This is a genomic window from Luteimonas terricola (assembly GCF_004352845.1).
Taxonomy (GTDB): domain Bacteria; phylum Pseudomonadota; class Gammaproteobacteria; order Xanthomonadales; family Xanthomonadaceae; genus Luteimonas; species Luteimonas terricola.
This window is the reverse complement of record NZ_SJRX01000002.1, coordinates 218,586-243,870: the sequence shown is the minus strand read 5'-3', so window position 1 is coordinate 243,870 and position 25,285 is coordinate 218,586. Positions and strand designations below refer to the sequence as shown.

The window sequence follows — 25,285 nt, the reverse complement described above, 5'->3', positions numbered from 1 at the left end:
TGTTATCCGGCTTTCGGGGTCTCCGGACCGTGAAGTGTGGCGCGGCGGAGCGCAGGGGTCGAGACTGAACGAGTGTGTCCTGCGTCTCAAGTCCATCTGCGAAGCGCGTCATGGCTCGGCTTCAGGCAATCACGCCGCGAAGCGATTGACTTCGACCCGTGGCGCCCGTAGGGTCATTGCCTGCCGGCCACAACATGTTGTGGTCACACAGGCATATTTGCCCAGTGCTTGGTATTCTTGATGTTCCAGGCCGGGGCCGCTGCGGAGGCGGAGGTTCGCATGCAAGGCATTGCAACCGGCCAATCAGGACGATGACAGCGCACGGCGTGCAGGCACGCCTGCGGCTTTGCCGTCGGCGCGAACCGCCCAGCGGACCCGCGCCGGCACCACAGGACAACGACGCCCGGTTCGCACGAGACCGGGCACGATGAAGGAGATGGAAGCAGCATGAGCACGGTTCGCCTGGAAGCTGTGAGGAACACGATGGCTGGCACCGACCAGGACATCCCGATGCAGCCCGCGTCGGTCGATATCTGGGACAAGAAATACCGCTTGAAGACCAAGCAGGGCGACGCACTGGATGCCGATATGGATGGCACCTGCCAGCGTGTCGCGCGTGCCCTGTCCGAGGCCGAGACCACGGCCGAGAAGCGCAAGCACTGGAACGAGCGCTTCCTGTGGGCGCTGCGCCGCGGGGCGATCCCCGCCGGCCGCATCACCTCGAATGCCGGGGCGCTCGAACACAAGCCCGCGACCAGCACCATCAACTGCACGGTCAGCGGGACCATCGTCGACTCCATGGACGGCATCCTGGAGAAGGTCCACGAGGCCGGGCTGACGCTGAAGGCCGGTTGCGGCATCGGCTACGAATTCTCGACGCTGCGCCCGCGCGGCGCCTTCGTCGCCGGCGCCGGCGCCTACACCTCGGGCCCGATGTCGTTCATGGATATCTACGACAAGATGTGTTTCACGGTGTCGTCGGCCGGCGGCCGCCGCGGCGCGCAGATGGGCACCTTCGACGTCAGCCACCCCGACGTGCGCGATTTCATCCGCGCCAAGCGCGAGGACGGGCGCCTGCGCCAGTTCAACCTGTCGCTGCTGGTCACCGACGGCTTCATCGAGGCGGTGAAGGACGATGCCGACTGGTCACTGGTGTTCCCGATCAACGAGAAGGAGCAGGGCGACATCGATCTCGCCGACGCCGACCAGGTGGTCTGGCGCGACTGGCCGCAGCACGAAGGCTACATCGTGCGCGACGACGGCCTGGTGGCCTGCAAGGTGTACGGCAAGGTCCGCGCGCGGCACCTGTGGGACATGATCATGGTCTCGACCTACGACTACGCCGAGCCGGGCTTCATCCTGATCGACCGCGTCAACGAGATGAACAACAACTGGTGGTGCGAGAACATCCGCGCGACCAACCCCTGCGGCGAGCAGCCGCTGCCGGCCTACGGCGCCTGCCTGCTGGGTTCGGTCAACCTGACCAAGTTCGTGCGCAACCCCTTCACCGACCAGGCCGAGTTCGACTGGGAGGAATACAAGGAAGTGGTGCGCGTGTTCACCCGCATGCTCGACAACGTGGTCGAGGTCAACGGGCTTCCGCTGCAGCAGCAGCGCGACGAGATCATGCGCAAGCGCCGCCACGGCATGGGCTTCCTGGGCCTGGGCTCGACCGTGACCATGCTGAAGATGAAGTACGGCTCGAAGGAAAGCTGCGACTTCACCGACCGCGTCGCCCGCGAGATGGCCGTCGCCGGCTGGGAGATGGGCCTGGCGCTGGCGCAGGAGAAGGGGCCGGCGCCGATCATGGAGGAGCGCTTCGAAGTCACCGCCGAGATGCTGCGCAAGCGCCCGGAGATGGCCGCCGACGGCTGGAAGCCGGGTCAGGAGGTGCCGGGCAAGGTGCTGCACGCGCGCTATTCGCGCTACATGCAGCGCATCGCCGGCGTCGCCCCGGAACTGGTCGAGCAGCTGGCCGAGACCGGCGCGCGCTTCACCCACCACAGCTCGATCGCGCCCACCGGCACCATCAGCCTGAGCCTGGCCAACAACGCCTCCAACGGCATCGAGCCGTCCTTCGCGCACCACTACAGCCGCAACGTGATCCGCGAGGGCAAGAAGTCCAAGGAGAAGGTGGACGTGTTCTCCTTCGAGCTGCTGGCCTACCGCCACCTGGTCAACGCCGGCGCCATGCCGTTCAGCGACGACCCGGCCACGCAGCTGCCGGACTACTTCATCTCCGCCGACGACATCAACCCGAAGGAGCACGTCGACGTGCAGGCCGCGGCGCAGACGTGGGTCGACTCGTCGATCTCCAAGACCGCCAACGTCCCGACCGACTACCCCTACGAGGACTTCAAGGACATCTACCTCTACGCCCACGCGCAGGGCCTGAAGGGCTGCACGACCTTCCGCTTCAATCCCGCCGCCTTCCAGGGCGTGCTGGTCAAGGAATCCGACCTTGCCGGCACCACCTACCGCTTCGAGCTCGAGGACGGGACCACGGTGGAGGCCAGGGGCAACGAGGACATCGAGTACGACGGCGAGACCCATACCGCGGCCAACCTGTTCGACGCCCTCAAGGAGGGCTACTACGGGAAGTTCTGAGCGCGCTACATTCCGCCTGCGGGCGTCCGCCCGCGATCAAGACGACGAGGGAAACACAATGAGCAACGGCAATGGGGTCGCGGCAACCCTCGGCACTGCCGCCGAGGTCGTCGCCGACAAGGCGAAGGCGGTCGGCGGTGCGGTGTCCAAGCGTGCGTCCACGGCGGTGAAGAAGGCGAAGGCGGCGGCCGGCAAGGCCGAGGGCGCGGTGGCGAAGTCCGCCGGGAAGGCGAAGAAGGCGGTTGCCAAGCGTACCGGCGCGGCGAAGAAGGCCGTGGCCAAGGGCGTTGCCGGAGCGAAGCAGTCGCTGGCCGCCACCAGCGCCGGCGCCAGGGCCGAGGCGGCTGCGCTCACGCGCAAGCGCGCGGCCAGGAAGGTGGCGAAGAAGACCGCCAGCAAGGTGGCCGCGAAGAAGGCCGTGGCGAAGAAGACCGTCGCCAGCAAGTCGGTTGCCCGCAAGGTCGCGGCGAAGAAGCCCGTCGTGAAGAAGGCCGCGGCGAAGAAGGTGGTCGCCCGCAAGGCGGCCGCGAAGAAGGCACCGGCGAAGGTGGCAGTGAAGAAGGCGACCGCCCGCAAGGCGGCGCCGCGGAAGGCCGCATCGAAGGCCGCAGGCAAGTAATCCGCCCGGCCTCCCCCGTGCCCCGGGGGAGGCCAGGGCATCCACGAACAGCAGGAAAACGCGTCATGGCCGTCAAGATCCAGAAGAAAATCACCGGTTACTCCGTCGCCACCGCCGAGGGCGGTGACAAGGCCGCGCCTGCCCAGGCCACGGCCGGCGCCGCGCAGGACGCGGCCGCGGTCCGCCCGACGGCCGAAGTCATCCACATGCACGAGCGCATCGAGCGCCCGGAAGTGCTGATCGGCAGCACGTTCAAGATCAAGTCGCCGCTGGTGGAGCACGCCATGTACGTGACCATCAACGACATCGTGCTCAATGCGGGTACCGAGCACGAGTTGCGACGCCCGTTCGAGATCTTCATCAACTCCAAGTCGATGGACCACTTCCAGTGGATCGTCGCGCTCACCCGCATCATGTCGGCGGTGTTCCGCAAGGGCGGCGACGTCACCTTCCTGATCGAGGAAATGAAGTCGGTGTTCGACCCGCGCGGCGGCTATTTCAAGGCGGGCGGCGTGTACATGCCCTCGCTGGTGGCCGAACTTGGCGCGATCGTCGAGGAGCACCTGAAGTCGATCGGCATGCTCCACGACCCGGACATGAGCCCGGAGCGCCGTGCGTTGATCGAAGAGAAGCGCCGCCAGTACGAGGCGCGCTCAAAAAAAAACCCTGACTCCAGCGTAGCCCGCCAGGACGCCGGCCCGGCGGGCAGCCCGCTCGCGGACCAGGGCCGCGACCGCAGCGGCGAGGACGTGGCGGTCACCGGCGAAGGCACGAGCTTCCCGCCCTCGGCCACCATGTGCCACAAGTGCAGCAACAAGGCCGTGGTGATCATGGACGGCTGCGCGACCTGCCTGAACTGCGGTTACTCCAAGTGCGGGTAAGGCGGCACCGACGCTGATGTCCGTGCCCACCGTCGCGCTCGATGCCGGCGCGCTGGCAGAACTGGCGCGTGCACGGGAGCTGCTGGAGAACCCCGGCATCGCCGCGCAGCTGGCCAACCTCGTTGGTGCGCCGCTGGAATACGTGATGGCCAAGCGCCTGCCGGCGCCGGCCACGAAGCTGGTCAACACGCTGGTGCGCAAGGCCCTGCAGCAGTCGCTGCGCGCGGCGGTGGCGACGCTGGGCAAGGACGCGCCGCGTCCCGCACGTCCGCGCACGCACGCGGTCGCCGCTGCGGCCAGCGGTGCCGCAGGCGGCGCCTTCGGTCTGGCCGGCCTGGTGGTGGAGCTGCCTCTGACCACCACGTTGATCCTGCGTTCGGTCGCCGAGATCGCGCGCGCCGAAGGCGAGCCGCTGGATGATCCGGCGACCACGCTGGCCTGCTTCGAGGTGCTGACCATGGGCGGGCGCGGCAGCGCCGACGACGGCGCCGAGTCGGGCTACTTCGCCGCCCGCGCCGTGCTCGCGCAGCAGGTGGCGGCCGCTGCCGAATACGTGGCGGTGCACGGCCTGGTCGGCAAGGGCGGGCCACTGATCGTGCAGCTGCTGTCGGCGGTCGCTTCGCGGTTTTCGGTCAACGTCAGCCAGAAGGTCGCGCTGCAGGCGGTGCCGCTGGTCGGCGCGGCCACTGGCGCCGCGCTCAACACGCTGTTCATGCGCCACTTCCAGGCCATGGCCCGTGGCCACTTCACCGTGCGGCGGCTGGAACGCAGCCACGGTCTGGAGGCGGTGCGCCGGGCCTATGACGCACTCGGCACCGCCGACACCGGCGAAGGTGATCGCGAGCAGCCCGGCTTCGAATAGCCTCTGCCGCTTTCCAAGGGGGGGACAACACTATGCGCAACATCAGGAGCCGGGTCGAGATCGTCGACCAGCTTCCGGGCGGCTTCACGCGGCCCGTGGACTGCTGACTGGCGGGCGCCGTGTCCGGCGCCACGCCATGCTGCTCAGGCTTCGCGCAGCGCCGGGAACTGCGCGGTCATGCGCGCGCCTTCGGCCAGGCCCCAGCGGATGGCGATGCGGCGCAGTCGCGCCTGGGTGATTTCGCGCAGGTGCGGCGGCGCCAGGCGCATGATCGCGTCGTGGCGCTCGGCCCAGGCGTTGGCGTGGGCGAAAAGGTCGCGGTGCTTGAGCTGCAGGTCCCCCATCTCGCCTTCGAGTTCGGCGATGGCCTGCTCAAGCTCGGGCGTGCTGTTGTCGGCGGGGATGGTGCCGTTCATTGGTATCGCATCGACGTAGGCACCGTACTATCGCAGGTATGCGTGCAGATGCGCTGAATGGCGGGTCAATCCGGCCGCGGACCCTGCGCTGGACGCTGATCCTGGCGTTGCCGCTGGCGCTCGCCGCCTGTTGAGGGCCGACGCAGGCGCCGGCGGCGCCAGCCATGAGCTGCATCTGGTCTGCTCGGCCGCCGTGCGGCTGCCCGACGATGGCAGCCGCGGCTTCCGCGTGCTGGAGGACGGCCGCGAGATCGCCTCGGGCGTCGTCCTGCCCTGATCAGCCGTCGGCCGGGACCAGCTTCAGCAGGCGTCCCTGGCCGCCGCCCTGGCCACCGTCCTCGAGCAGCCACAGGCCGCCTTCGGGACCCTGTTCGACCTCGCGGATGCGGTGGCCCATGTCGAAGCGTGCGGTTTCGCGGGCGCCGTCGCCGTCGAATTCGACCTGCACCAGCGCCTGCGACGACAGGCCGCCGATGAAGGCGCTGCCCTTCCACTCCGGAAACACGTCGCCGTCGTAGAACACCAGGCTCGAGGGCGAGATCACCGGCGTCCAGCTGACCGTCGGCGCGATGAACTCCGGACGCGTGTCGTGGTCGGGGATGGCGCGGCCGTCGTAATGGTCGCCGTTGGAGACGATCGGGTAGCCATAGTTGCCGCCGCGTTCGACGCGATTGAGTTCGTCGCCGCCGGCCGGGCCCATTTCGACGTCCCACAGCTGGCCGTCGGCATCGAAGGCGATGCCCAGCACGTTGCGATGGCCGATCGACCACGCTTCCGCGGCCACGCCGCCGTCGGCGGCGAAGGGATTGCCCGCGGCCGGGCGGCCGTCGTCCTCGAGGCGCAGGATCTTGCCCATGTTCGAGCCCATGTCCTGGGCCGGATCGAACTTCTGCCGCTCGCTCGAGCTCAGCCACAGCTTGCCCTCGGTGTCGAAGGCGATGCGGTGGCCGTAGTGGCCGCGGCCGCCGACCTTGGGCACCTGGCGCCAGATGACCTCGACATTGTCCAGCCGGTCGCCGCCGTCCGCGTCAAGCACCAGCGTCGCGCGCGCCAGGGCTGCACCGCGGGTGTCGCCATCGCCGGCTTCGGCATAGCTGAGGTAGACGATGCCGTTGTCGGCAAAGCCGGGATGCGGGAGCACGTCGCCGAAGCCGCCCTGGCCGCCGTAGTCGACCTCGGGCACGCCGGCGATATCCCGGGTGGCGCCGCTCTCGACGTCGACCAGCTTCAGCCGGCCATTCTTTTCGGTGACGAGCAGGCGGCCGTCCGGCAGGAAGGACATCGCCCAGGGTTCCTCGAACGCGGCGATGACGTCGACCGCGAACGGACGGCCGTCGGCGGGGTCGCCAGCGGAATCGACAGCGGAACCGGCAGCCGCTGCGGGCGCATCGGCCGAAGGCGCTGCATTGGGACGGGCATCGCCGTTGCAGGCGGTGGCGGCGAGGGCCAGCGCGGAGGCGGCAACAAGGGCATGCAGTTTCATGGCGTCGATCTCCGGACGTGGCGGACCGGCAGTATCGGACAGGCCGTCGATGCGTGCACGCGGCCATAAACGCTGCCGCGGCGAAAGTGGTTAAGACAGCGTGGACGCGCGGATCGCGGGGTGTATGCGGTTAATGCGCGGCGGTGCAGGGTGTCGCCGCGGCCCGACAAGTGCGGTCGCCAACCCCCTGAACCGTGCGGATGCCCCCGTATCCGCCAAGGAGAACCCCCTGATGAGCAATGCACGCACGTACCTCGCCGCCATCGCCGCCCTGGGCGCCGCGCTGGCCATGCCGCTGGCCGTGGCCCAGAGCGCAGTGACCCCGGAGGTCCGCGACGCGCAGAAGGCCGCCACCGAGCACGCAGCCACCGCGCATGCGCAGGACGCCGTCCAGGACACGACGCAGCCGCCCGCGGCCACCGACGCGCAGCCCGCTTCGCGCCAGCTCGGCTGGGCCGACGTCGACGTCGACGGCAACGGCACCATCTCGCGCGAAGAGTCGGCCGCGCTGCCGGCGCTGGCCGCAGTGTTCGACGAGGCCGATGCCGATGGCGACGGCGAACTCACCCCCGAGGAGTACCGCGCCCACACCGCCCAGGCCGGCGGCGAGGACTGATCGCGCGGCCGTGCCCACAGGGGCACGGCCATGAGGTGCGCGGCGACGGCAGATGCCGCCGCCGCGCTGTTTCATCGATAATCGGCTTATGGCCAAGATCAAGATGGTCGGCTTCGATGCCGACGACACCCTCTGGCGCAGCCAGGACTATTTCGACCAGGCGCAGCGCGACTTCGAAGCGATCATCGCCGGCCATGTCAATGGCGATGCCCGCACCAGCGAGCGCCTGTATGCGGTCGAGAAGGCCAACCTGGCCGTGTTCGGCTACGGCGTGAAGGGCATGGCGCTGTCGATGATCGAGACCGCGATCGAGATCACTGCGGGGCGGATCAGCGCCGCCGACCTGCACCGCATCGTCGCGCTGGCCAAGGATCTGCTGCGGCATCCGGTGGAACTGCTGCCCGGCGTGCGCGAGGCCGTGCAAACGGTCGCTGCCGAGGTGCCGGTGGTGCTGATCACCAAGGGCGACCTGTTCCATCAAGAGGCCAAGGTCCGCGATTCGGGCCTGTCGGGCCTGTTCCGGCGCATCGAGATCGTCAGCGAAAAGGACGTGCCGACCTATCGCAGGCTGCTGGAGGAGTTCGCGATCGCGCCGGAGGAGTTCGTGATGGTCGGCAACTCATTGCGTTCCGACATCGCGCCGGTGCTCGAGCTTGGCGGCTGGGGCGTGCACCTGCCCTACCACCTGACCTGGGAGCACGAGCGCGAGGCCGAGGTCACGGACGGCAACGGCAGGCGCATGCGCACCGTCGGGTCCGCCGCGGGGCTGCCGGATGCGGTGCGCTCGATCATGGCCGCCTAATCGACGCGCGGCGTATGCCGGTCGAGCATCGGCGCCGGACGAACGACCGGCTGCGTGCCGTCGCCGGCCTGGCGTTCCAAGGCCCGTAGCGCCATCCAGTAGCACATCAGCAGCATCGCCAGCAGGGTGGCGAACGCCAGGCGGCGCCAGATGCGGGCGTGTGCCCGGCGGGGGAACAGGGCCATCGTGTTCTCCGGGGCTCCCTCTGGCGAACGCGGTGCGCAGGCCGCCGCGGCCATACGCCCTGCGCGCGTGGGCGCCCTGCGGCACAATCACCCCATGCCACGCGCCCACGTCCCTGCGCTCGCGCTGCTGCTTGCCGGCCTGGTCGCGGGCTGCGCGCGCGACGACGGCACCGACACCACGCTGTCCCCAAGCATGGATCCGGGCCATGGCACTGCCGAATGGCGCGGCAGCCTGCCGTGCGTGGACTGCGAGGCCATCGACACCCGGCTCGTTCTGGAGCGCCACGATGGCGCGCAGCGCTACGAACTGGTGGAGGTGTATGTTGCCGTCGACGGCAGCGTGAGCTTCGAGGAGCGCGGCGAGTGGCGGCTCCACCACGCGCTGCTCAGCCTCGAGCCCGACACCGGCGGCCTGCGTCGCTACGGCCTGGTGCATGGCGGTGCGCTGCAGGTGCGCGACCTGGGCGGGCGCACGTTCCCCGGTCGCGATGGCGACCTCCTGCAGCCGGTCGGCCGCCAGCCCTGAACACGCAAGGTACCCGCATGAACCATCGTTTCCATCTGCTGCTCGCCTGCCTGCTCCTGCTGTTTGCAGCGGCCGCGGCGCAGGGCCAGGACGTGGCCTGGGAGCCGCGCACCGGCGATGCCTTGGTCGATGCCCGCCTGGCCGACGTCAACCGCTACGCCGCGCGTTTCCCCGAGGCTTTCGTCGATGAACTCGTGCGGTATTTCGACGCACCGCGGCCGCTGCTGGAGGACCTGCTCGGCAAGCCGGCGACCGTGCCCGGCGACCTGTACTACGCCTGTGCCCTGGCCCGCGTGTCCGGGCGGCCCTGCCGCGGCGTGCTCGACGCCTGGATCGCCGGCCATGAGGAAGGCTGGGAAGGCATCGCCCGCAACGTGGGCGTGGTGCCGGGCGACGCGCGCGCCAGGCGCCTGCGCGACGGCATCGCGGAAAGCTATGCCCGCTGGGGGCGGCCGCTGCCCGACGGCGGCTGAACGGTCCGGCCATGGCTTGACCTTCCCATGATGGGAAGGTCTAGGCTGTGCGCATGTTCAACGGCGACGAAGACAAGGACCGAAGCATGCGCGACACCACCACCGAGCTGGCCGTGGAGGGCATGACCTGTGCCTCCTGCGTGGGCCGCGTCGAACGCGCGCTGCAGGCAGTACCCGGCGTGTCCGGAGCCGCGGTGAACCTGGCCACCGAGCGCGCCACCGTGCGCGGCGCCGCCGCGGTCGATGCCCTGGTCGCCGCCGTCGGCAAGGCCGGCTACGAAGCCCGCGCCATCGATGCCGGCGCGCCTGCGGGTGACGACGAGGCGACGGCCCGGCGCGAAGCCGACCGCCTGGCGCTCGGCCGCAACCTGCTGCTGGCCGTCGCGCTGGCGCTGCCGGTCTTCATCCTCGAAATGGGTTCGCACCTGGTGCCGGCCATGCACCACTGGGTCGAGCAGACGCTGGGCACGCAGCGCAGCTGGATCCTGCAGTTCGCGCTGACCACGCTGGTGCTCGCGGTTCCGGGCCGGCGCTTCTACACCGCCGGCATCCCGGCGCTGCTGCGGCTGGCGCCGGACATGAACTCGCTGGTCGCCGTGGGCACGCTGGCCGCCTGGGGCTATTCGGTGGTCGCCACCTTCGCCCCGCGCCTGCTGCCCGAGGGCACGGCCAACGTCTATTACGAGGCGGCGGCGGTGATCGTGGCCCTGGTCCTGCTCGGGCGCTGGCTGGAGGCGCGCGCCAAGGGCCGCACCTCGGAAGCGATCACGCGCCTGGTGGGGCTGCAGCCGAAGATCGCACGGGTCTTGCGCGACGGCCGCGCGGTCGACGTTCCGATCGGCGAGGTCGTGGATGGCGACCTGGTCGAGCTGCGACCCGGCGAGCGCGTGCCGGTGGACGGTGACGTCGTCGAAGGCAGCAGCTGGATCGATGAATCGATGATCACCGGTGAGCCGGTGCCCGTCGAAAAGTCCGCCGGCAGCGCGGTGGTCGGCGGCACGGTCAACCAGCAGGGCGCGCTGACCCTGCGCGCCACCGCCGTGGGCGCGCAGACGGTACTGGCGCAGATCATCCGCCTGGTCGAGCAGGCCCAGGGCTCCAAGCTGCCGATCCAGGCGCTGGTGGACCGGGTCACGCTGTGGTTCGTGCCGGCGGTGATGGGCGCGGCGCTGCTGACCTTCGTCGTGTGGATGGCGTTCGGGCCTTCGCCCGCGCTGGGCTTCGCCCTGGTCAACGCCGTGGCCGTGCTGATCATCGCCTGCCCCTGCGCCATGGGCCTGGCGACGCCGACCTCGATCATGGTCGGCACCGGCCGCGGCGCCGAGCTGGGCGTGCTGTTCCGCAAGGGCGAGGCGCTGCAGCTGCTCAGGGATGCGCGCGTGGTGGCGGTGGACAAGACCGGCACGCTGACCGAGGGGCGGCCGAAGCTGACCGACCTCGACGTGTCGCAGGGCTTCGATCGTGCCGAGGTGCTGCGGCTGGTGGCGGCGGTGGAGTCGCGCTCCGAGCATCCGATCGCGCGCGCCATCGTCGAGGCCGCCGAGGGCGAGGGCATCACGGTGCCGGCGCCGGCGGAGTTCACGTCCGTCACCGGCATGGGCGTGCGCGCCGGCATCGATGGCCGCCGCGTCGAGGTCGGTGCGGACCGCTACATGCGTTCGCTGGGCCTGGACGTGGATGCGTTCGACGACGTGGCCAAGCGCCTGGCGGGCGAGGGCAAGTCGCCGCTGTATGCCGCCATCGATGGCCGCCTCGCCGCGATCATCGCGGTGGCCGATCCGGTCAAGGCCGACACGCCCGCCGCCATCGCCGCGCTGCATGCGCTCGGCCTCAAGGTCGCCATGATCACCGGCGACAACGCACGCACCGCGCAGGCGATCGCCGCGCGCCTGGGTATCGACGAGGTGATTGCCGAAGTCCTGCCCGCGGGCAAGGTGGACGCGGTGCGCCGGCTGAAGGACGAACACGGCGGCGTGGCCTTCGTCGGCGACGGCATCAACGACGCCCCGGCGCTGGCCGAGGCCGAGGTCGGCCTGGCCATCGGCACCGGCACCGATGTCGCGATGGAGGCCGCCGACGTGGTGCTGATGTCGGGCAGCCTGCAGGGCGTGCCCAACGCCATCGCCCTGTCGAAGGCGACCATCGGCAACATCCGCCAGAACCTGTTCTGGGCCTTCGCCTACAACACCGCGCTGATCCCGGTGGCGGCGGGCGTGCTGTATCCCGCGTTCGGGCTGCTGCTGTCGCCGATCCTCGCCGCCGGCGCGATGTCGCTGTCGAGCGTGTTCGTGCTCGGCAACGCGCTGCGCCTGCGCGGGTTCAAGCCGCCGCTGGCAAAGGACGCGGTGGCCGGAGCGCGCGCATGAACATCGGCGAGGCATCCGCGGCCTCCGGCGTGTCCGCCAAGATGATCCGCTACTACGAAGACGCCGGTCTGGTTCCACCGGCCGATCGCAGTGCGTCGGGCTACCGGATCTATGGCGATGCCGACGTGCACCGCCTGCGCTTCATCCGCCGCGCCCGCGACCTCGGCTTCCCGGTGGCCGAGATCGCCGACCTGCTCGGCCTGTGGAACGACCGTTCGCGCCGCAGCGCCGACGTGAAGCGGCTGGCGCAGGCGCATATCGCCGACCTCGAGGACCGCATCGCGAAGCTGCGGCAGATGGCCGACACCCTGCAGACGCTGAGCGACTGTTGCGCCGGCGACCACCGGCCTGACTGCCCGATCCTGGCCGGGCTGGAGCATCCGGGCCCCGGCCAGCGGGCCCATGTAACCTAGGGGGTTCTGCTCCCCGACCTGCCGGACGGCGTGCGACATGGTCGCCGGCGGGCAGCTCGCCAATCGCCTCCAGTGCAAGCACATGTCCTCTGCCGAACCATCCGGAAATGAAATCGTGACGCCACACGGAATGCGCGGTGAGGAGCGCTACCGGGCTTCGGTGCGCCTGTCGGTCGCCCCGATGATGGACTGGACCGACTCCCACTGCAGGGTCTTCCACCGCCTGCTTGCGCCGAACGCGCGGCTGTATACCGAGATGGTGCACGCCAATGCGGTGATCCACGGCGACCGCGCCAGGCTGCTGGCGATGGATCCGATGGAGCACCCCGTCGCGCTGCAGCTCGGCGGCAGCGAGCCGCCGCTGCTGGCGCAGGCCGCGCGCATCGGCGCCGACCACGGTTTCGACGAGATCAACCTCAACGTCGGCTGCCCGTCCGACCGCGTGCAGGCCGGACGCTTCGGTGCCTGCCTGATGCGCGAGCCGACGCTGGTGGCCGACAGCGTCGCGGCGATGATCGCCGCGGTCGACGTACCGGTCACGGTGAAGTGCCGCCTCGGCGTCGACGACGATCACGACTACGCGCGCTTCCTCGCCTTCATCGACACCGTGGCCGGCGCCGGTTGCCGCATGTTCGTCGTGCACGCGCGCAACGCCTGGCTCAAGGGCCTGTCGCCGAAGGAGAACCGCGAGGTGCCGCCGCTGCGCTACGACTGGGCCTACGCACTCAAGCGCGAGCGTCCGGAACTCACCGTGGTGGTCAATGGCGGCATCGCCGACGCCGGCGAGGCCACCGCGCACCTCGCGCATGTCGATGGCGCCATGCTCGGGCGCGCGGCCTACCACGACCCCTGGCTGCTGCACCGGCTCGACGTGGCCTGGTTCGGCGGCGAGCTGTCCACCCGCGCCGCGATCCTGCGCTCGATGCGCCCCTATGTTGAAGACCAGCTCGCGCACGGTGCGCAGCTCAAGCACATCGTCCGCCACCTGCTCGGCCTGTTCCACGGCGAGCGCGGCGGTCGCGCGTTCCGCCAGGTGCTCAGCGAAGGCGCGCACCGGCCGGGGGCGGACTGGTCGCTGGTCGAAGCGGCGCTTGCACCCACGCAGGGCGATGCCCGGCACGCCGCCTGAGGAGGCCACACCGATGCTTACCCGTGACACCGCGCGCTTCCTCGCGTCCGCCCGCGACTGCGCCCCCGACTTCGGCCCTGCCACCGCGCGCGCCGCCTTCCTGGTCGCGCCGGACGGCTTCGGCCGCGCCGAGGAGTCGGCCACCGACAACCGCTACATGGCCGACGCCGAAGGCTTCGACGCCGCACGCGCCTCCGCCCAGCACCGCGGGCTGCAGCGCGCGCTGTCGGAGGTGCTGCCGACGATCTGTTTCCCCGGCGACCCGGGCGCGCCCGACGCGCTGTTCCCCAACAACGTGTTCGCCACCGCGCCCGGCATCCTGGTGGTCGGCCGCATGCGCCACCCGGTGCGCCAGCGCGAGGCCGGGCGCACGGATATCCGCGGCTTCTTCCGGGACGTTCTCGGCTACGCGATGCGCGACCTGTCGGAACAGCTGCACCCCTGTGAGCTCACCGGCGCGCTGGTCGTCGACCGCGCCAGGGGCATCGGCCTGTGCGGCCTCTCCGAGCGTTGCGACGAGGCCGGCGCGCGGCTGATGCACGAAGCGCTCGGGCTGCGCGCCACGCTGATGTTCGACCTCGCGCCGGGCGAGTACCACACCAACGTCGTGCTCGCGGTGCTGGCAGGTCGCGCCGCGATCATCTGCCCGGCGGGCATCGCCGACCCCGCCGTGGTCGAGGCCATCGCCACGCTGTATGCACCGCATGCGGTGCTGCTTTCGAAGGATGAGCAATCGGCCTTCGCCGGCAATGCCATCAGCCTGTCGGGCGATGCGGTCTGGATGAGCGCGCGCGCCGCCCGGGCCCTGGCGCCGTCCAGCCGCGCTGCGCTGGCCGCCGCCGGATTCGGTGTGCGCGCAGTGCCCCTGGATGCGATCGAAGCCGCCGGTGGCTCGTTGCGCTGCTGCGTGGCTGAAATCTACTGAGGCGGGGCGGTTGCGCCACCACGAACCTGAACAGGGCCACAGGGCGTGTGGAAAAGTTAAGGGGTAATTCACCGCTACCTTCCGAGAATCATTCGGACACTCCTGCTGCCACCCGCTGTGGGAGTGTGTAACTTTCTGTATTCTCTGAGAAATGGCCTCCATGACTGCTTGTCGCCTGTTCCCCGTGCTGTGCCTCGCCGCCGCGTTCACGCTCGCAGGCGTGGCGCAGGCCGACGAGGGCCGCCGCCAGGCACGCGGCGCGGACGCGCCGCCACGGGCCGCCGACCGCGGCGCCCGGCCGGCCCCTCCGGCGGCGAGGCTGGCGCCCCCGGCCCGCCCGGCCCGGGCTTCGCGGCAGGACGCGCTGGCCGACTCGGTCCGCCGCGTGCAGAGCAGGACCGGCGGCCAGGTGCTCAGTGCCGAGCGCGTTCCCTTCGGCGGCCGTGATATCAACCGGGTGAAGGTCGTGGACGACCGCGGACGCGTACGCGTCTACATGGATGATCCGGCGTCCCGGCCGCGTCGCCCGCCGCGCCCTACACGCGGCGACGACGACTGAATTCGCACCCTAGACAGCAGCCCCGTTCCCGGCCGCGGCGCGCCCGCGCCGGGACATATTGGAGATATCGATGCGCATCCTCCTGGTCGAAGACGAAGCCCCCCTGCGGGAAACCCTGGCCGCGCGCCTGAAGCGCGAGGGGTATGCCGTGGACGCGGCGCAGGACGGCGAGGAAGGCCTGTACATGGGCCGCGAGGTGCCGTTCGACGTCGGCATCATCGACCTCGGCCTGCCGAAAATGTCGGGCATGGAGCTGATCAAGGCCCTGCGCGACGAGGGCAAGCAGTTCCCGGTGCTGATCCTCACCGCGCGCTCGAGCTGGCAGGACAAGGTCGACGGCCTCAAGCAGGGCGCCGACGACTACCTGGTCAAGCCCTTCCACGTCGAGGAGCTGCTGGCGCGCATCAACGCGCTGGTGCGCCGTGCCGCGGGCTGGAGCAAGCCGACGCTGGAATGCGGCGCGGTGGTGCTCGATCTCGCCGCGCAGACGGTCAGCGTCGACGGCCAGAACGTCGACCTCACCAGCTACGAGTACAAGGTGCTCGAGTATTTGATGATGCACGCCGGCGAGCTGGTCTCGAAGGCCGATCTCACCGAGCACATCTACCAGCAGGACTTCGACCGCGACTCCAACGTGCTCGAGGTCTTCATCGGCCGCCTGCGCAAGAAGCTCGACCCGGAAGGCACGCTCAAGCCGATCGAGACCGTGCGCGGCCGCGGCTACCGCTTCGCGATTCCGCGCACCAACGAAGGCTGAGTCCGGTGGGCGCGCGCGACGCGCCCGCGGGCATGCGGGGAGGCTGGCGTGGGGCAGGGGCGTGACGGAAGGACACTGGGCTGGCGGCCGCGGTCGCTGCAGGCGCGCCAGCTGCTGGCCGCGAGCCTCGGCCTGCTCGCCTTCCTGGCGGCGGCCGGCTATGCGCTGGACCGCGCCTTCGTCGACGTGGCCAGCCAGCTGCAGCGCGACCGCCTGCGCAGCTATGCGACCTCCTACGCGCGCGACATCGAGTTCGACCGCGGCGGCAACCTGATCCCGCCGTACACGCAGCCCGACGAGCGCTTCGAGCGCCCGGGCAGCGGCCTGTACGCCGAAGTGGTCCTGCCCGACGGCGGCTGGTCGTCGGAGTCCACGCGCGGGCCGGAGCTGCCCGAGTCGGACCTGCTTGAAGGCGGCACCGAGAAGTTCGAGGGTCCGCTGGCGATCACCCGCAGCGACGGCACCTATGGCGAGGTGCTGCGCTACGGCAAGGGCTTCATCTGGGATATGGAGCAGCGCGCGGAAGCCGAGTTCCCGTACACCATCTACATCATGGAAGACGCCGGCACCCTGCCGCAGCAGGTGCGCGTGTTCCGCGCCGCGCTGTGGGGCTACCTCGGCATCGCCGGCCTGGTGCTGCTGCTCCTGCAGGCCCTGGTGCTGCGCTGGAGCCTGTTCCCGCTGCGGCGCGTGGAGGCCGAGCTCAAGCGCGTGCAGCTCGGGCAGGCCAACCGCATGAGCGAACTCCATCCGCGCGAGCTGGAGCCGCTTACCGAGAGCATCAACGCCCTGGTCGAGAGCGAGCGCCAGAACCTCGAGCAGCAGCGCAACACCCTGGCCGACCTCGCGCACAGCCTGAAGACGCCGCTGGCGGTGCTGCGCACGCGCCTGGACAGCGACGCCAGCGAGGCCGAACTGCGCGAGGACGTGGCCACCCAGGTGCGGCGCATGAACGAACTGGTCAGCTACCAGCTCGGCCGCGGTGCGGCGGGCGGACACCAGCTGTTCGCGGCGCCGATCGAGATCGAACCCTATGCCGAGGAAATCGTGCGCGGCCTGGAGAAGATCTACGCTGGGCGCGGCACCGTCTGCGAGTTCGAGATCGACCCGGCCGCGCGCTTCCACGGCGAGCCGGGCGACCTGCAGGAACTGCTCGGCAACCTGCTGGAGAATGCCTTCAAGTGGGCGGAGTCACGGGTGCTGCTGACCGTGAAGCCTGGCGAGAACGCACCGCGCCGGCGGCCCGGGCTGCTGGTCGCGGTTGACGACGATGGCCCGGGCATTCCGCCCGAGCGCATCTCCCACGTCCTGCAGCGCGGCGTGCGCGGCGACGAGCGCGTGCAGGGGCACGGCATCGGCCTGTCGATCGTGCAGGACATCGTGCGCAGCTACCGTGGCCAACTGGAAGTCACGGAATCGTCCGAGCTCGGCGGCGCGCGCTTTGCGGTGCGGCTGCCGCCGGGGCTGTAGGCGGCCTCAGCCAGTGGCGAACGGCGAAGGTCCGTAGAGCCGGCGCAGGTGCGCGGCGACCTCGGGCTGCGCGCGCTCCAGCAGCGCAGGGTCGCTGAAGTGATATTCGCTGCAGACCGCGAAGAACTCTTCGGGCGCCTCGGCGGCATAGGGGTCCAGCGCGGTATGGCGGCCCCGGTCGACCTGTTCGACGAAGGCGTCGTAGGCCTGCTGGAAGTCCCGCGCCCACTCCCGCTGCCAGGCGCGGGGCAGCGGAGGGGTGCCGTCGATCACGCCGTCGAGCGCGTCGAGCTTGTGCACCATCTCGTGGACCGCCACGCAGCAGCCGTCGCGCGGGCTGTCGAGGTCGGCGGCGATGTCCGCCCAGGAAAGCACCAGCGGCCCGTGTTCCCAGGCCTCGCCGGCGAGTTCGTCCTCGCCCTCGTGCAGCACGCCGGCGGCATCGACGTGGCTGCGGTCGACGCGGAACGCGTCGGGATAGACCAGCAGCTGCGACCAGCCGTGCAGGCCCTCGGCACCGAACTCGAGCAGGGGCAGGCAGCACAGCGCGGCCAGGGTGGCGCGGGCGCGATCATCGAGCGCGAGGCCGCCGAGCGGCGTGATCGTCTTGTCGTGCAGGAACTGCGTGGCCAGCCCGCGCAAGCGGTCGCGGCGCGGCGCATCAAGCGCGGCAACCCAGGGCACGCGTTGCTGGACGGCCTGCCAGATGTCGTGGTCGACGTCCGCGGCCGGACGCCGGAAGAGGCGCCTGATCACGCCGTCGCCTAGCGGAACATCCCCGGCAGGAAGCTGTGCCAGCGCGGCGGGCGGGCCGCGTCGGCACCGGCGCCGCGCGGGATTGCAGGCTTGTCGGATTCGGGGCGCTTGCCGCCGCGGACCGGGTCCGCGTCGGGCGCGGCGCTGGTCGCGTAGTCGGCCGAGCAGGCGGAGCCGTCGCCGTCCGTGCCCGACAGGCGCGCGTCCTGGGCTGCGGCGGGCAGGGCCAGGAACAACAGTGTCACGGCGAAAGTGGCGCGGACGGACATGGCGGGTGCCTGTACGGTGACCGGGTCAGCCATCGGATCATACATTGCCTCGGGGCTTGCGCACGCGGCGGCGGTCGGCGTTCCCGTTCAGGTGTGATAATCCGCGCATGCCTGCCGACGCCGCCAACGCGCCGCGTGAAGCCGCCGCCGCGGAGAAGGCGCTGTTGCTGCGCCTGGCACGGGGTCCGGTCCCGGGCGACACGCTGGCGCGCGAGGCCGGCCTGACGCGGGCCGCGGTCTGGAAGCGGATCGAAGCGCTGCGCGCGGCCGGCGTCGCCATCGGCGCGCATCGCGGCCGCGGCTATGTGCTGGATGCACCGCTGGACCTGCTCGACGACGTGGCCATCGCGGCCGCGCTGCCCGCCGCCGTGCGCGCGGGCGTCCACGGACCCGAGGTCGCCTGGAGCCTCGACTCCACCAACAGCGAGCTGCTGCGGCGACGCACGCCGCTGCAAGGGGTCGCCGTGCTGCTGGCCGAACGCCAGCTCGGTGGCCGCGGCCGCCTTGGCCGCGCCTGGGCGTCGCCGCTGGCGGCCAATCTCTATGTGTCGCTGGCGCGCGCGTTCGAGGGCGGATTGGCCCGCCTGGGCGGGCTCGGTCTCGTGGCCGGTGTCGCCGCGGCGGAGGCCCTGCATGCACTGGGCTACGGAACGGTCCGGCTGAAGTGGCCGAACGACCTGGTCGTTGTCGATGCCGGTCCGTTGCTGCTGCGCAAGCTCGGCGGCCTGCTGGTCGAAGGCGGCGGGGAGCACGCCGGCCCGGTGCGCGCGGTGCTCGGCCTCGGACTCAACGTGCGAATGCCGGCCGCGGCGGTGGCCGCGATCGACCAGCCATGGTGCGACCTGGCGTCGCTGCCGCATTCCGCGCCGCCCTCACGCAATGCGATTGCGGCCATGCTTGTTGCACACCTGGTGCCGGCGCTGGCGCAGTTCGACCAGGATGGCCTGGCACCGTTCCTGCCGCGCCACGCTGCGCTGGACGCGCTGGCCGGGCGCACAGTCGAGGTGCGCGCGGGAAGGGAGGTGCACGCAGGCACGGCGCTGGGCCTGGCGGCCGACGGCGCGCTGCGGGTGGACATCGACGGCATCGAACGCCAGTTCCACGCCGGTGAAGCGAGCCTGCGCGCACGGGCGGCGGCATGAGCGACTGGCTGTTCGACCTCGGCAACACGCGCCTCAAGCTGGCGCCGCTGGAACACGATGGCACCGGCCCGGTCTCCGCCTTCGCGCACGACGGCGCGCGCTTCGACCCGGCATGGATGGCGGCGCTGCCGAAGGATATCGACGTGGCATGGATCGCCAGCGTGGGCCCGGCGGCGCTGCGCGCCTCCCTGCTGCAGGCGCTGGTGCCGCGCGCGGCGCGCGTGGTCGAAGTGCGAGTGGAGCGCGAGATGGCCGGTGTGCGCATCGGCTACGCGGAGCCCGCGCGGCTGGGCATCGACCGCGCGCTGGCGCTGGTCGGCGCACGTGCGCGGGTGTCCGGCTGGGCGCTGGTGGTCGGCGTGGGCACCGCGCTCACCGTCGATCTGCTCGATGCCGCGGGACTCCATCACGGCGGCGCCATCGCTCCGTCGCCCAGCCTGATGCGCGAAGCGCTGCATGCGCGTGCGCCGCAGTTGCCGGTCGATGGCGGCACGGCCGCGGCCTTCGGCACGGACACCGCCGATGCCCTTGCCGGCGGCTGCCTTGGCGCGGCGCTGGGGCTGATCGAACGCAGCTGCAAGGCCGCCGCTGCGCTGGCGGGCCAGCCGCCCGTCCTCCTGCTGCACGGCGGCGGTGCGATGCAGCTGCTGGCACAGCTGGACGGCGCCGTGCATGCGCCCTCGCTGGTCATGGAGGGCCTGGCGCGGCTGGCGCGGGAGCCGCGCGGGCTGGAGCACACAGGCTAGAATCGACGCATGCCCGCACGCGCACTGCTTGTCCTCCTGGTCATGCTCAACTTCGGCGTCGCCACCTGGTGGCTGCTGCGCCCGGGACCGTCGGCCCCGGCGCCTTGGGTACAGCCTGCGGACGTGCCGCGCCTGCAGCTGCTCGGCGAGCAGGCGGTCGCGCAGGCCGACCCCGTTCCGGAGGCCGGTCTGGAAGATGTTGCCAGCCAGCCGGGGGAGGGTGCGCCCGCGGCGGAGCCGCGCTCGCGGCCGGATGCCGACGCACCCGCTGCGTCGAACCAGGGCGCGCCGCCCCTGGAACCGGCCCCCGGGTCCGCTCCGCAGGAAGCGGGCAGCGCTTCCGCGGCGGCGGCCACCGCACTGCGCTGCTCGAGTTATGGCCCCTACGCCGATGCCGTGTCCGTGGCCGCCGCGCGCAACGCACTGCAGCCGCTGGGCGCCGCACGCACGCGGGTGCGCGATGTCGTCGAGGCGCCGCGCGGCTGGCGCGTGGTGATGGCACCGCAGCCCGACCGCGCCGCCGCCGACGCGCTGGCCGCGAAGATCAGGGAGGCCGGCTTCGACGATCTGCTGGTGGTGCCATCGGGCGACGAGGCCAACGGCATCGCGCTGGGGCGCTATGGCAGCGAGCCGTCGGCGCGCCGTCGTGAAGCGGCGCTGCGCGGGGCCGGTTTCCCGGTGCAGGCCCAGCCCCTCGGCGACGTCGTCATCCGGCACTGGCTGGACGTGGCCGCGGGCCCGGCGTTCGACGCCGCGGCCGCGCGTGGCGCCGCCGCGGCGGCGCAGGTCCAGGACATCGATTGCACCGGCATCGTGGTGGCCGGCGGCGCGCGTTAGAATGCCGCGCGCCTCCGCGGCGCATCGTGCCGGCATAGCTCAGCTGGTAGAGCAACCGCCTTGTAAGCGGTAGGTCGTCCGTTCGATTCGGACTGCCGGCACCACGCGAATCCCACTGTTGCCGCCGGAGGCGCCCATGCCCTTGAAATCCAAGCCCGTTTCCGTGTTCGGCGTGCCGACCGACGTCGGCGCGGGGAGCCGCGGCGCGTCCATGGGGCCCGAGGCGTTGCGGGTGGCGGGGCTGGTGGAGGCGCTGGTCGCGCGCGGCATCGACGCCGTCGACCGCGGCGATGCCAAGGGGCCGCGCAACCCCTGGCAGGCGCCGGTGGACGGTTACCGCCATCTTGATGAGGTCGTGGCCTGGAACCGTGCGGTCATGGACATGTCCACCGTCGAGCTGGAGGCGGGCCGGATGCCGGTGATGCTCGGTGGCGACCACTGTCTGGCGATGGGCTCGATCACCGCGGTCGCGCGCCACTGCCGGGCCAAGGGCAAGCGCCTGCGCGTGCTGTGGCTCGACGCCCACGCGGACTTCAATACGTCGGCGATCACGCCGTCGGGCAACGTCCACGGCATGCCCGTGGCCTGCCTGTGCGGCCTGGGCCCCGAGGTGCTGGTCAACCTGGGCGGACCCGGGCCGATGATCTCGCCGGCCGACGTGCGCCAGATCGGCATCCGCTCGGTGGATGCCGCGGAAAAGCGCCTGGTCCACGAGCACGGCCTCGACATCTACGACATGCGCTACATCGACGAAGTCGGCATGAAGCAGGTGATGGAAGAGGCGCTCGCCGGCATCGACGCCGACACCCACCTCCACGTCAGCTTCGACGTCGACGTGCTCGACCCCACCATCGCCCCCGGCACCGGCACCCGCGTGCCCGGCGGACTCGACTACCGCGAAGCGCAGCTGATGATGGAGATGATCGCCGACGCCGGCGGCGCGGATTCGCTGGACGTGGTCGAGGTCAACCCTGCGCTGGACAAGCGCAACCGCACCGCGCGCCTGGCGGTGGACCTGGTGGAGAGCCTGTTCGGCAAGTCGACCCTGATGCGCGACTGAGCGCCCCGACATGAATGGACGCCCCGACGCTTGCGGGGCGACAGCTGCGCTTCAACGCGGATTTCACTTCCCCCCGCGTTTCATGGACGCGACCCGGGTGGAAGCCGCCCGCGGCACCGTCCATCAATGGAGAGTCACCATGAAGCGCATTGCAATCCTGATCCTGATCTCGATGTTCTCGGCCGGCATGCTGAGCGCCTGCAATACCGTCGCGGGCGCGGGCAAGGACGTGCAGAAGGTGGGCGAAAAGGTCGAGGACGCTGCGGACGACACCGGCGCGACCGATCCGCGTTGAGGGCAAGTCAGCAGAGTGAAGTCCTGGACAACGAAACCTTGACCGCGAGCACATGGCTGCTTCGGCAGGATGGTTCCTGATCCGCCGCACAGCGGGGATCGTTCCCCCATCGCAAGAGGTAACGCCATGAACAAGGACATCATCTCCGGCAAGTGGACCCAACTGAAGGGCCAGGCCCAGGCCAAGTGGGGCAAGCTCAGCGACGACGTCTTCGATGTTGCAGAAGGCAACAGCGAGTACCTGGCCGGCAAGCTGCAGGAGCAGTACGGCTGGGAGCGCGACCGCGCCGAACGCGAGGTGCATGATTTCGAGAAGAGCCTCCACTGACGCTTGATTGCTTCACGTGTGCACCACGGGCCGGCCATTGCCGGCCCGTGGTGCGTCTGGCGCCCGGTTTCGCCGCGATCGGTCCCGGGCGGCCGGGTCCGGGGTTCCCGCGCGGGCTAAAATGGGGCGTTCCCCACTTTCCGGCCCCTGAATGAGCCTGCGCGTCCTCACCGGCATCAAGCCCACCGGCGTCCCCCATCTCGGCAACTACGTCGGCGCGATCCGCCCGGCGGTGGCCGCGAGCGAGGCGCCCGGCGTCGAGAGCTTCTTCTTCCTCGCCGACTACCACGCCCTGATCAGCACCCAGGATCCGCTGCGCGTGCAGCGCTCCACGCTGGAGGTCGCGGCCAGCTGGCTGGCCTGCGGGCTGGATCCGGAGCGGGTCGCCTTCTACCGCCAGTCCGATGTGCCGGAGACCACCGAGCTCACCTGGCTGCTGACCTGCGTGGCCGGCAAGGGCCTGCTCAACCGCGCGCATGCCTACAAGGCCGCGGTCGACCGCAACCGCGCCGAGGGCGAGGACGACGATGCCGGCGTCACCGCGGGCCTGTACATGTACCCGGTGCTGATGGCGGCCGACATCCTGCTGTTCAACGCGAACAGGGTGCCGGTGGGTCGCGACCAGGTGCAGCACATCGAGATGGCGCGCGACTTCGCCCAGCGCTTCAACCATCTTTACGGCGAACACTTCACCCTGCCCGAGGCGGCGATCGAAGAGCAGGTCGCGACCCTGCCGGGCCTGGACGGCCGCAAGATGTCGAAGAGCTACGACAACGTGGTCCCGTTGTTCGCGCCGCGCGAGCAGCTGCGCAAGCTGGTGTTCTCGATCGTCACCGACTCGCGCGCGCCGGGCGAGCCGAAGGACACCGAAGGCTCGTCGCTGTTCCAGCTCTACCAGGCCTTTGCCGGCGCCGATGAAACCGCGGCGATGCGCAAGGCCTACGCCGAAGGCATCGCCTGGGGCGAGGCCAAGGAGCGCCTGTTCGAACGCATCGACGCCGAACTGGCGCCGCTGCGCGATCGCTACCAGGCGCTGGTGGCCGATCCCGCGGGCATCGAGCGCGTGCTGCGCGCCGGCGGGGAACGCCTGCGTGACGGACAGGCCCGGCCGTTCCTCGCGCGCTTGCGCGAAGCCGTGGGACTGCGCGACCTCGGCGCGCGTGGGGACGCGGTGGCCGGCGAGGGCGGCGAGGCGAAGGCGGCGCCCCCGGTGTTCAAGCAGTACCGCGAGGCCGATGGCCGCTTCCACTTCAAGCTCGTCGACGGCGAGCGGTTGCTGCTGCAGGGCGATGGCTTCGAGTCGCCGCGCGACTGTGGCCGGGTCGTCGCAGCGCTGAAGTCGGGCGGGGCCGATGCGCGTATCGACGATGCCGGCCGCGTCTGGCTGGGTGAAGCGGCCGTGGGCACGCTGGGCGAGGGCGTGGATGCTGACGCGCTGCTGCGCGCACTCGGACGTTTCCTGGAGGATGCGGAATGAACCCGCTGGTCGAAGTGAACCTGACGCTGATCCTGTTCCTGCCGTGGTTCCTGATCCTGGCCGTGCTGTTCTGGGTCTATCCGCGCCAGCCGCGCGGGATCGCGCGGCGGCTGTACGACCTGGTCGCGATCGTGCTGTCGCTGGCGGTCTTCGTAGCCAGCCTGTACTGGATGCACGACATCGCCGACCCGTCGCACGGGCGCATGTGGCGGCAGATCCTCTCCACCGCGGTCGGCTACGGCGTCTTCCTGGCGGCGATGCTGGTCACCCTCGTGCTGCGCATGCTGGTGTTCCGCAACAAGGGGGCCGCGGCGCCATGAGCGGCGGCATCACCGTCGTCGACACCGGCTTCGGCGACCGCCCGGCGTTCTGTGCGGCCTACCTGCTGGTGGAGTCGGGGCGCGCGGCGTTCATCGACTGCGGCACCCTGCACAGCGTGCCGAACATGCTCGCGGCGCTGGACGCGGCCGGCCTTCCGCGTAAAGCCGTCGATTACGTCATCGCCAGCCACGTCCACCTCGACCACGCCGGCGGTGCCGGCGCGTTGCTGCGCGAGCTGCCGGCGGCGCAGCTGGTGGTGCACCCGCGCGGCGCGCCGCACCTGGTCGATCCGGAGAAGCTGATCGCCAGCGCGCGCCAGGTCTACGGCGACGCGCTGTTCGAACAGGCCTATGGCGGCCTGGTGCCGGCGCCGGTGGAGCGCGTGATCGAGGCGGCCGACGGCCAAGTGCTCGACCTCGGCGGTCGACCGCTGCTGCTGGCGCACACGCCCGGCCACGCCCTGCATCATCTTTCGGTGTGGGACGAGCGCAGCCGCGCCTGGTTCACCGGCGACGTCTTCGGCATTTCCTACCGCGAGTTCGACGTCGGCGGACGGCCGTTCGCGATCCCGACCACCTCGCCGGTGCAGTTCGACCCGGTGCAGATGAAGGACTCCATCCGGCGCCTGCTCGCGGTGCAACCCGACACGTGCTACGTCACGCACTTCGGCGGTATCCGCGGCGACGTGCAGCGCGTCGGCCTGCGGTTGATCGAGCAGGTCGACGCCATGGTCGCGCTGGCGCAGTTCCTCGCCGACGCGCCTGACCGCCACGAGGCCTTGAAGCAGGCGCTGACGAAACTCTACGTCGACCGCGCCCGCATCCACGGCGTGGCCGAGCCCGAGCGCCGGGTGCCGGAGCTGCTGGCCATGGACATCGAGCTCAACGCCCAGGGCCTGGCCGTGTGGCTGGAGCGCGAGCGGAAGAAGGCGCGGGAGGCCGAGGCGGGCTAGCCGCGCTCGCCCCG

General features: G+C 70.7%; 30 protein-coding genes and 1 tRNA gene. 26 read left to right on the top strand and 5 right to left on the bottom strand.

The window, feature by feature from the left end:
* Window positions 1-447 precede the first annotated feature (447 nt).
* The 4 genes from E2169_RS05850 to E2169_RS05835 all read left to right on the top strand — a co-directional run bounded on the left by E2169_RS05850 (window position 448) and on the right by E2169_RS05835 (window position 4,969).
* On the top strand, window positions 448-2,607 hold the full coding sequence (locus tag E2169_RS05850; protein WP_132985682.1) for an adenosylcobalamin-dependent ribonucleoside-diphosphate reductase: 2,160 nt from the start codon (window positions 448-450) through the stop codon (window positions 2,605-2,607).
* A gap of 58 nt (window positions 2,608-2,665) precedes the next feature.
* Window positions 2,666-3,226, top strand: coding sequence for a hypothetical protein (locus tag E2169_RS05845; protein WP_132985681.1), 561 nt, complete (start codon window positions 2,666-2,668; stop codon window positions 3,224-3,226).
* A gap of 65 nt (window positions 3,227-3,291) precedes the next feature.
* Window positions 3,292-4,107, top strand: coding sequence for a TSCPD domain-containing protein (locus tag E2169_RS05840; RefSeq protein ID WP_132985680.1), 816 nt, complete (start codon window positions 3,292-3,294; stop codon window positions 4,105-4,107).
* Between the two features lie 16 nt (window positions 4,108-4,123).
* Window positions 4,124-4,969, top strand: coding sequence for an EcsC family protein (locus tag E2169_RS05835; protein ID WP_132985679.1), 846 nt, complete (start codon window positions 4,124-4,126; stop codon window positions 4,967-4,969).
* A 143-nt stretch (window positions 4,970-5,112) separates the two neighbouring features.
* On the opposite strand, the gene E2169_RS05830 is transcribed toward E2169_RS05835, so the two are convergent.
* Window positions 5,113-5,385 (bottom strand): hypothetical protein, encoded by a 273-nt coding sequence (locus E2169_RS05830; protein ID WP_132985678.1) that lies wholly within the window; start codon window positions 5,383-5,385, stop codon window positions 5,113-5,115.
* 130 nt (window positions 5,386-5,515) lie between these two features.
* On the opposite strand from E2169_RS05830, the gene E2169_RS14215 reads away from it, so the two are divergent.
* Complete coding sequence (locus E2169_RS14215) at window positions 5,516-5,662, top strand: hypothetical protein (RefSeq protein ID WP_165942341.1); 147 nt, start codon at window positions 5,516-5,518, stop codon at window positions 5,660-5,662.
* Here E2169_RS14215 and E2169_RS05825 read toward each other — a convergent pair whose 3' ends face one another.
* Complete coding sequence (locus tag E2169_RS05825) at window positions 5,663-6,868, bottom strand: PQQ-dependent sugar dehydrogenase (RefSeq protein ID WP_132985677.1); 1,206 nt, start codon at window positions 6,866-6,868, stop codon at window positions 5,663-5,665.
* Between the two features lie 232 nt (window positions 6,869-7,100).
* On the opposite strand from E2169_RS05825, the gene E2169_RS05820 reads away from it, so the two are divergent.
* Together E2169_RS05820 and E2169_RS05815 are read left to right on the top strand one after the other, a co-directional pair.
* Window positions 7,101-7,484 carry an EF-hand domain-containing protein gene (locus E2169_RS05820; protein ID WP_229659082.1) on the top strand — a complete coding sequence of 128 codons (384 nt, stop codon included), beginning with the start codon at window positions 7,101-7,103 and terminating at the stop codon, window positions 7,482-7,484.
* A gap of 88 nt (window positions 7,485-7,572) precedes the next feature.
* Window positions 7,573-8,286, top strand: a complete 714-nt coding sequence (locus tag E2169_RS05815) for an HAD family hydrolase (protein WP_132985676.1) — start codon at window positions 7,573-7,575, stop codon at window positions 8,284-8,286.
* Here E2169_RS05815 and E2169_RS05810 read toward each other — a convergent pair.
* Window positions 8,283-8,471 carry a hypothetical protein gene (locus E2169_RS05810; protein WP_132985675.1) on the bottom strand — a complete coding sequence of 63 codons (189 nt, stop codon included), beginning with the start codon at window positions 8,469-8,471 and terminating at the stop codon, window positions 8,283-8,285. The two genes, E2169_RS05815 and E2169_RS05810, sit on opposite strands and share 4 nt — an antisense overlap.
* Window positions 8,472-8,565: 94 nt before the next feature.
* Here E2169_RS05810 and E2169_RS05805 point away from each other — a divergent pair, with 94 nt between their 5' ends.
* The 9 genes from E2169_RS05805 (at window position 8,566) to E2169_RS05765 (ending at window position 17,089) form a co-directional block, all read left to right on the top strand.
* Complete coding sequence (locus E2169_RS05805) at window positions 8,566-8,997, top strand: copper resistance protein NlpE N-terminal domain-containing protein (RefSeq protein WP_165942340.1); 432 nt, start codon at window positions 8,566-8,568, stop codon at window positions 8,995-8,997.
* 17 nt (window positions 8,998-9,014) lie between these two features.
* Complete coding sequence (locus tag E2169_RS05800; protein ID WP_132985673.1) at window positions 9,015-9,470, top strand: hypothetical protein; 456 nt, start codon at window positions 9,015-9,017, stop codon at window positions 9,468-9,470.
* An 86-nt stretch (window positions 9,471-9,556) separates the two neighbouring features.
* Window positions 9,557-11,836: a heavy metal translocating P-type ATPase gene (locus E2169_RS05795; RefSeq protein WP_132985672.1), complete on the top strand. Its 2,280-nt coding sequence runs from the start codon at window positions 9,557-9,559 to the stop codon at window positions 11,834-11,836.
* Complete coding sequence (cueR, locus tag E2169_RS05790) at window positions 11,833-12,249, top strand: Cu(I)-responsive transcriptional regulator (protein ID WP_132985671.1); 417 nt, start codon at window positions 11,833-11,835, stop codon at window positions 12,247-12,249. The genes E2169_RS05795 and cueR overlap by 4 nt, the downstream gene beginning before the upstream one ends.
* Before the next feature lie 130 nt (window positions 12,250-12,379).
* Window positions 12,380-13,378 (top strand): tRNA dihydrouridine(20/20a) synthase DusA, encoded by a 999-nt coding sequence (gene dusA, locus E2169_RS05785; protein WP_132985999.1) that lies wholly within the window; start codon window positions 12,380-12,382, stop codon window positions 13,376-13,378.
* Between the two features lie 13 nt (window positions 13,379-13,391).
* Entirely contained in the window at window positions 13,392-14,303 is a 912-nt protein-coding gene (locus tag E2169_RS05780; protein WP_132985670.1) for an arginine deiminase-related protein, read from the top strand.
* A gap of 160 nt (window positions 14,304-14,463) precedes the next feature.
* The gene (locus tag E2169_RS14630) at window positions 14,464-14,862 is read left to right on the top strand and encodes a hypothetical protein (protein WP_370465091.1); all 399 of its coding nucleotides are present in this window, start codon (window positions 14,464-14,466) and stop codon (window positions 14,860-14,862) included.
* 70 nt (window positions 14,863-14,932) lie between these two features.
* The gene (locus E2169_RS05770; protein ID WP_132985669.1) at window positions 14,933-15,619 is read left to right on the top strand and encodes a response regulator transcription factor; all 687 of its coding nucleotides are present in this window, start codon (window positions 14,933-14,935) and stop codon (window positions 15,617-15,619) included.
* Window positions 15,620-15,667: 48 nt separating this feature from the next.
* Window positions 15,668-17,089 (top strand): ATP-binding protein, encoded by a 1,422-nt coding sequence (locus E2169_RS05765; protein ID WP_229659083.1) that lies wholly within the window; start codon window positions 15,668-15,670, stop codon window positions 17,087-17,089.
* Between the two features lie 6 nt (window positions 17,090-17,095).
* On the opposite strand, the gene E2169_RS05760 is transcribed toward E2169_RS05765, so the two are convergent.
* Both E2169_RS05760 and E2169_RS05755 read right to left on the bottom strand, forming a co-directional pair.
* The gene (locus E2169_RS05760) at window positions 17,096-17,887 is read right to left on the bottom strand and encodes a M90 family metallopeptidase (RefSeq protein ID WP_132985668.1); all 792 of its coding nucleotides are present in this window, start codon (window positions 17,885-17,887) and stop codon (window positions 17,096-17,098) included.
* Entirely contained in the window at window positions 17,854-18,114 is a 261-nt protein-coding gene (locus tag E2169_RS05755; RefSeq protein WP_132985667.1) for a hypothetical protein, read from the bottom strand. Before E2169_RS05755 ends, E2169_RS05760 begins: the two co-directional genes overlap by 34 nt.
* 107 nt (window positions 18,115-18,221) lie before the next feature.
* Between E2169_RS05755 and E2169_RS05750 the strand changes: the two genes are divergently transcribed.
* From E2169_RS05750 to E2169_RS05705, 10 genes are all read left to right on the top strand, one after another.
* Window positions 18,222-19,256: a biotin--[acetyl-CoA-carboxylase] ligase gene (locus E2169_RS05750; protein ID WP_132985666.1), complete on the top strand. Its 1,035-nt coding sequence runs from the start codon at window positions 18,222-18,224 to the stop codon at window positions 19,254-19,256.
* Entirely contained in the window at window positions 19,253-20,002 is a 750-nt protein-coding gene (locus tag E2169_RS05745; protein ID WP_132985665.1) for a type III pantothenate kinase, read from the top strand. Before E2169_RS05750 ends, E2169_RS05745 begins: the two co-directional genes overlap by 4 nt.
* Window positions 20,003-20,011: 9 nt before the next feature.
* On the top strand, window positions 20,012-20,839 hold the full coding sequence (locus tag E2169_RS05740) for an SPOR domain-containing protein (RefSeq protein WP_132985664.1): 828 nt from the start codon (window positions 20,012-20,014) through the stop codon (window positions 20,837-20,839).
* A gap of 28 nt (window positions 20,840-20,867) precedes the next feature.
* Window positions 20,868-20,943 (top strand) — tRNA-Thr (locus E2169_RS05735).
* Between the two features lie 32 nt (window positions 20,944-20,975).
* Window positions 20,976-21,899 carry an arginase gene (gene rocF / locus E2169_RS05730; RefSeq protein WP_132985663.1) on the top strand — a complete coding sequence of 308 codons (924 nt, stop codon included), beginning with the start codon at window positions 20,976-20,978 and terminating at the stop codon, window positions 21,897-21,899.
* Between the two features lie 139 nt (window positions 21,900-22,038).
* Complete coding sequence (locus E2169_RS05725; RefSeq protein ID WP_132985662.1) at window positions 22,039-22,194, top strand: entericidin A/B family lipoprotein; 156 nt, start codon at window positions 22,039-22,041, stop codon at window positions 22,192-22,194.
* Between the two features lie 126 nt (window positions 22,195-22,320).
* A complete protein-coding gene (locus E2169_RS05720) occupies window positions 22,321-22,521 on the top strand; it encodes a CsbD family protein (protein ID WP_132985661.1) in 201 nt (66 codons plus the stop codon).
* A 151-nt stretch (window positions 22,522-22,672) separates the two neighbouring features.
* Window positions 22,673-23,998: a tryptophan--tRNA ligase gene (locus tag E2169_RS05715; RefSeq protein ID WP_132985660.1), complete on the top strand. Its 1,326-nt coding sequence runs from the start codon at window positions 22,673-22,675 to the stop codon at window positions 23,996-23,998.
* Window positions 23,995-24,318 carry a hypothetical protein gene (locus E2169_RS05710; protein ID WP_132985659.1) on the top strand — a complete coding sequence of 108 codons (324 nt, stop codon included), beginning with the start codon at window positions 23,995-23,997 and terminating at the stop codon, window positions 24,316-24,318. The genes E2169_RS05715 and E2169_RS05710 overlap by 4 nt, the downstream gene beginning before the upstream one ends.
* Entirely contained in the window at window positions 24,315-25,271 is a 957-nt protein-coding gene (locus E2169_RS05705; RefSeq protein WP_132985658.1) for an MBL fold metallo-hydrolase, read from the top strand. Before E2169_RS05710 ends, E2169_RS05705 begins: the two co-directional genes overlap by 4 nt.
* Window positions 25,272-25,285: the final 14 nt, after the last annotated feature.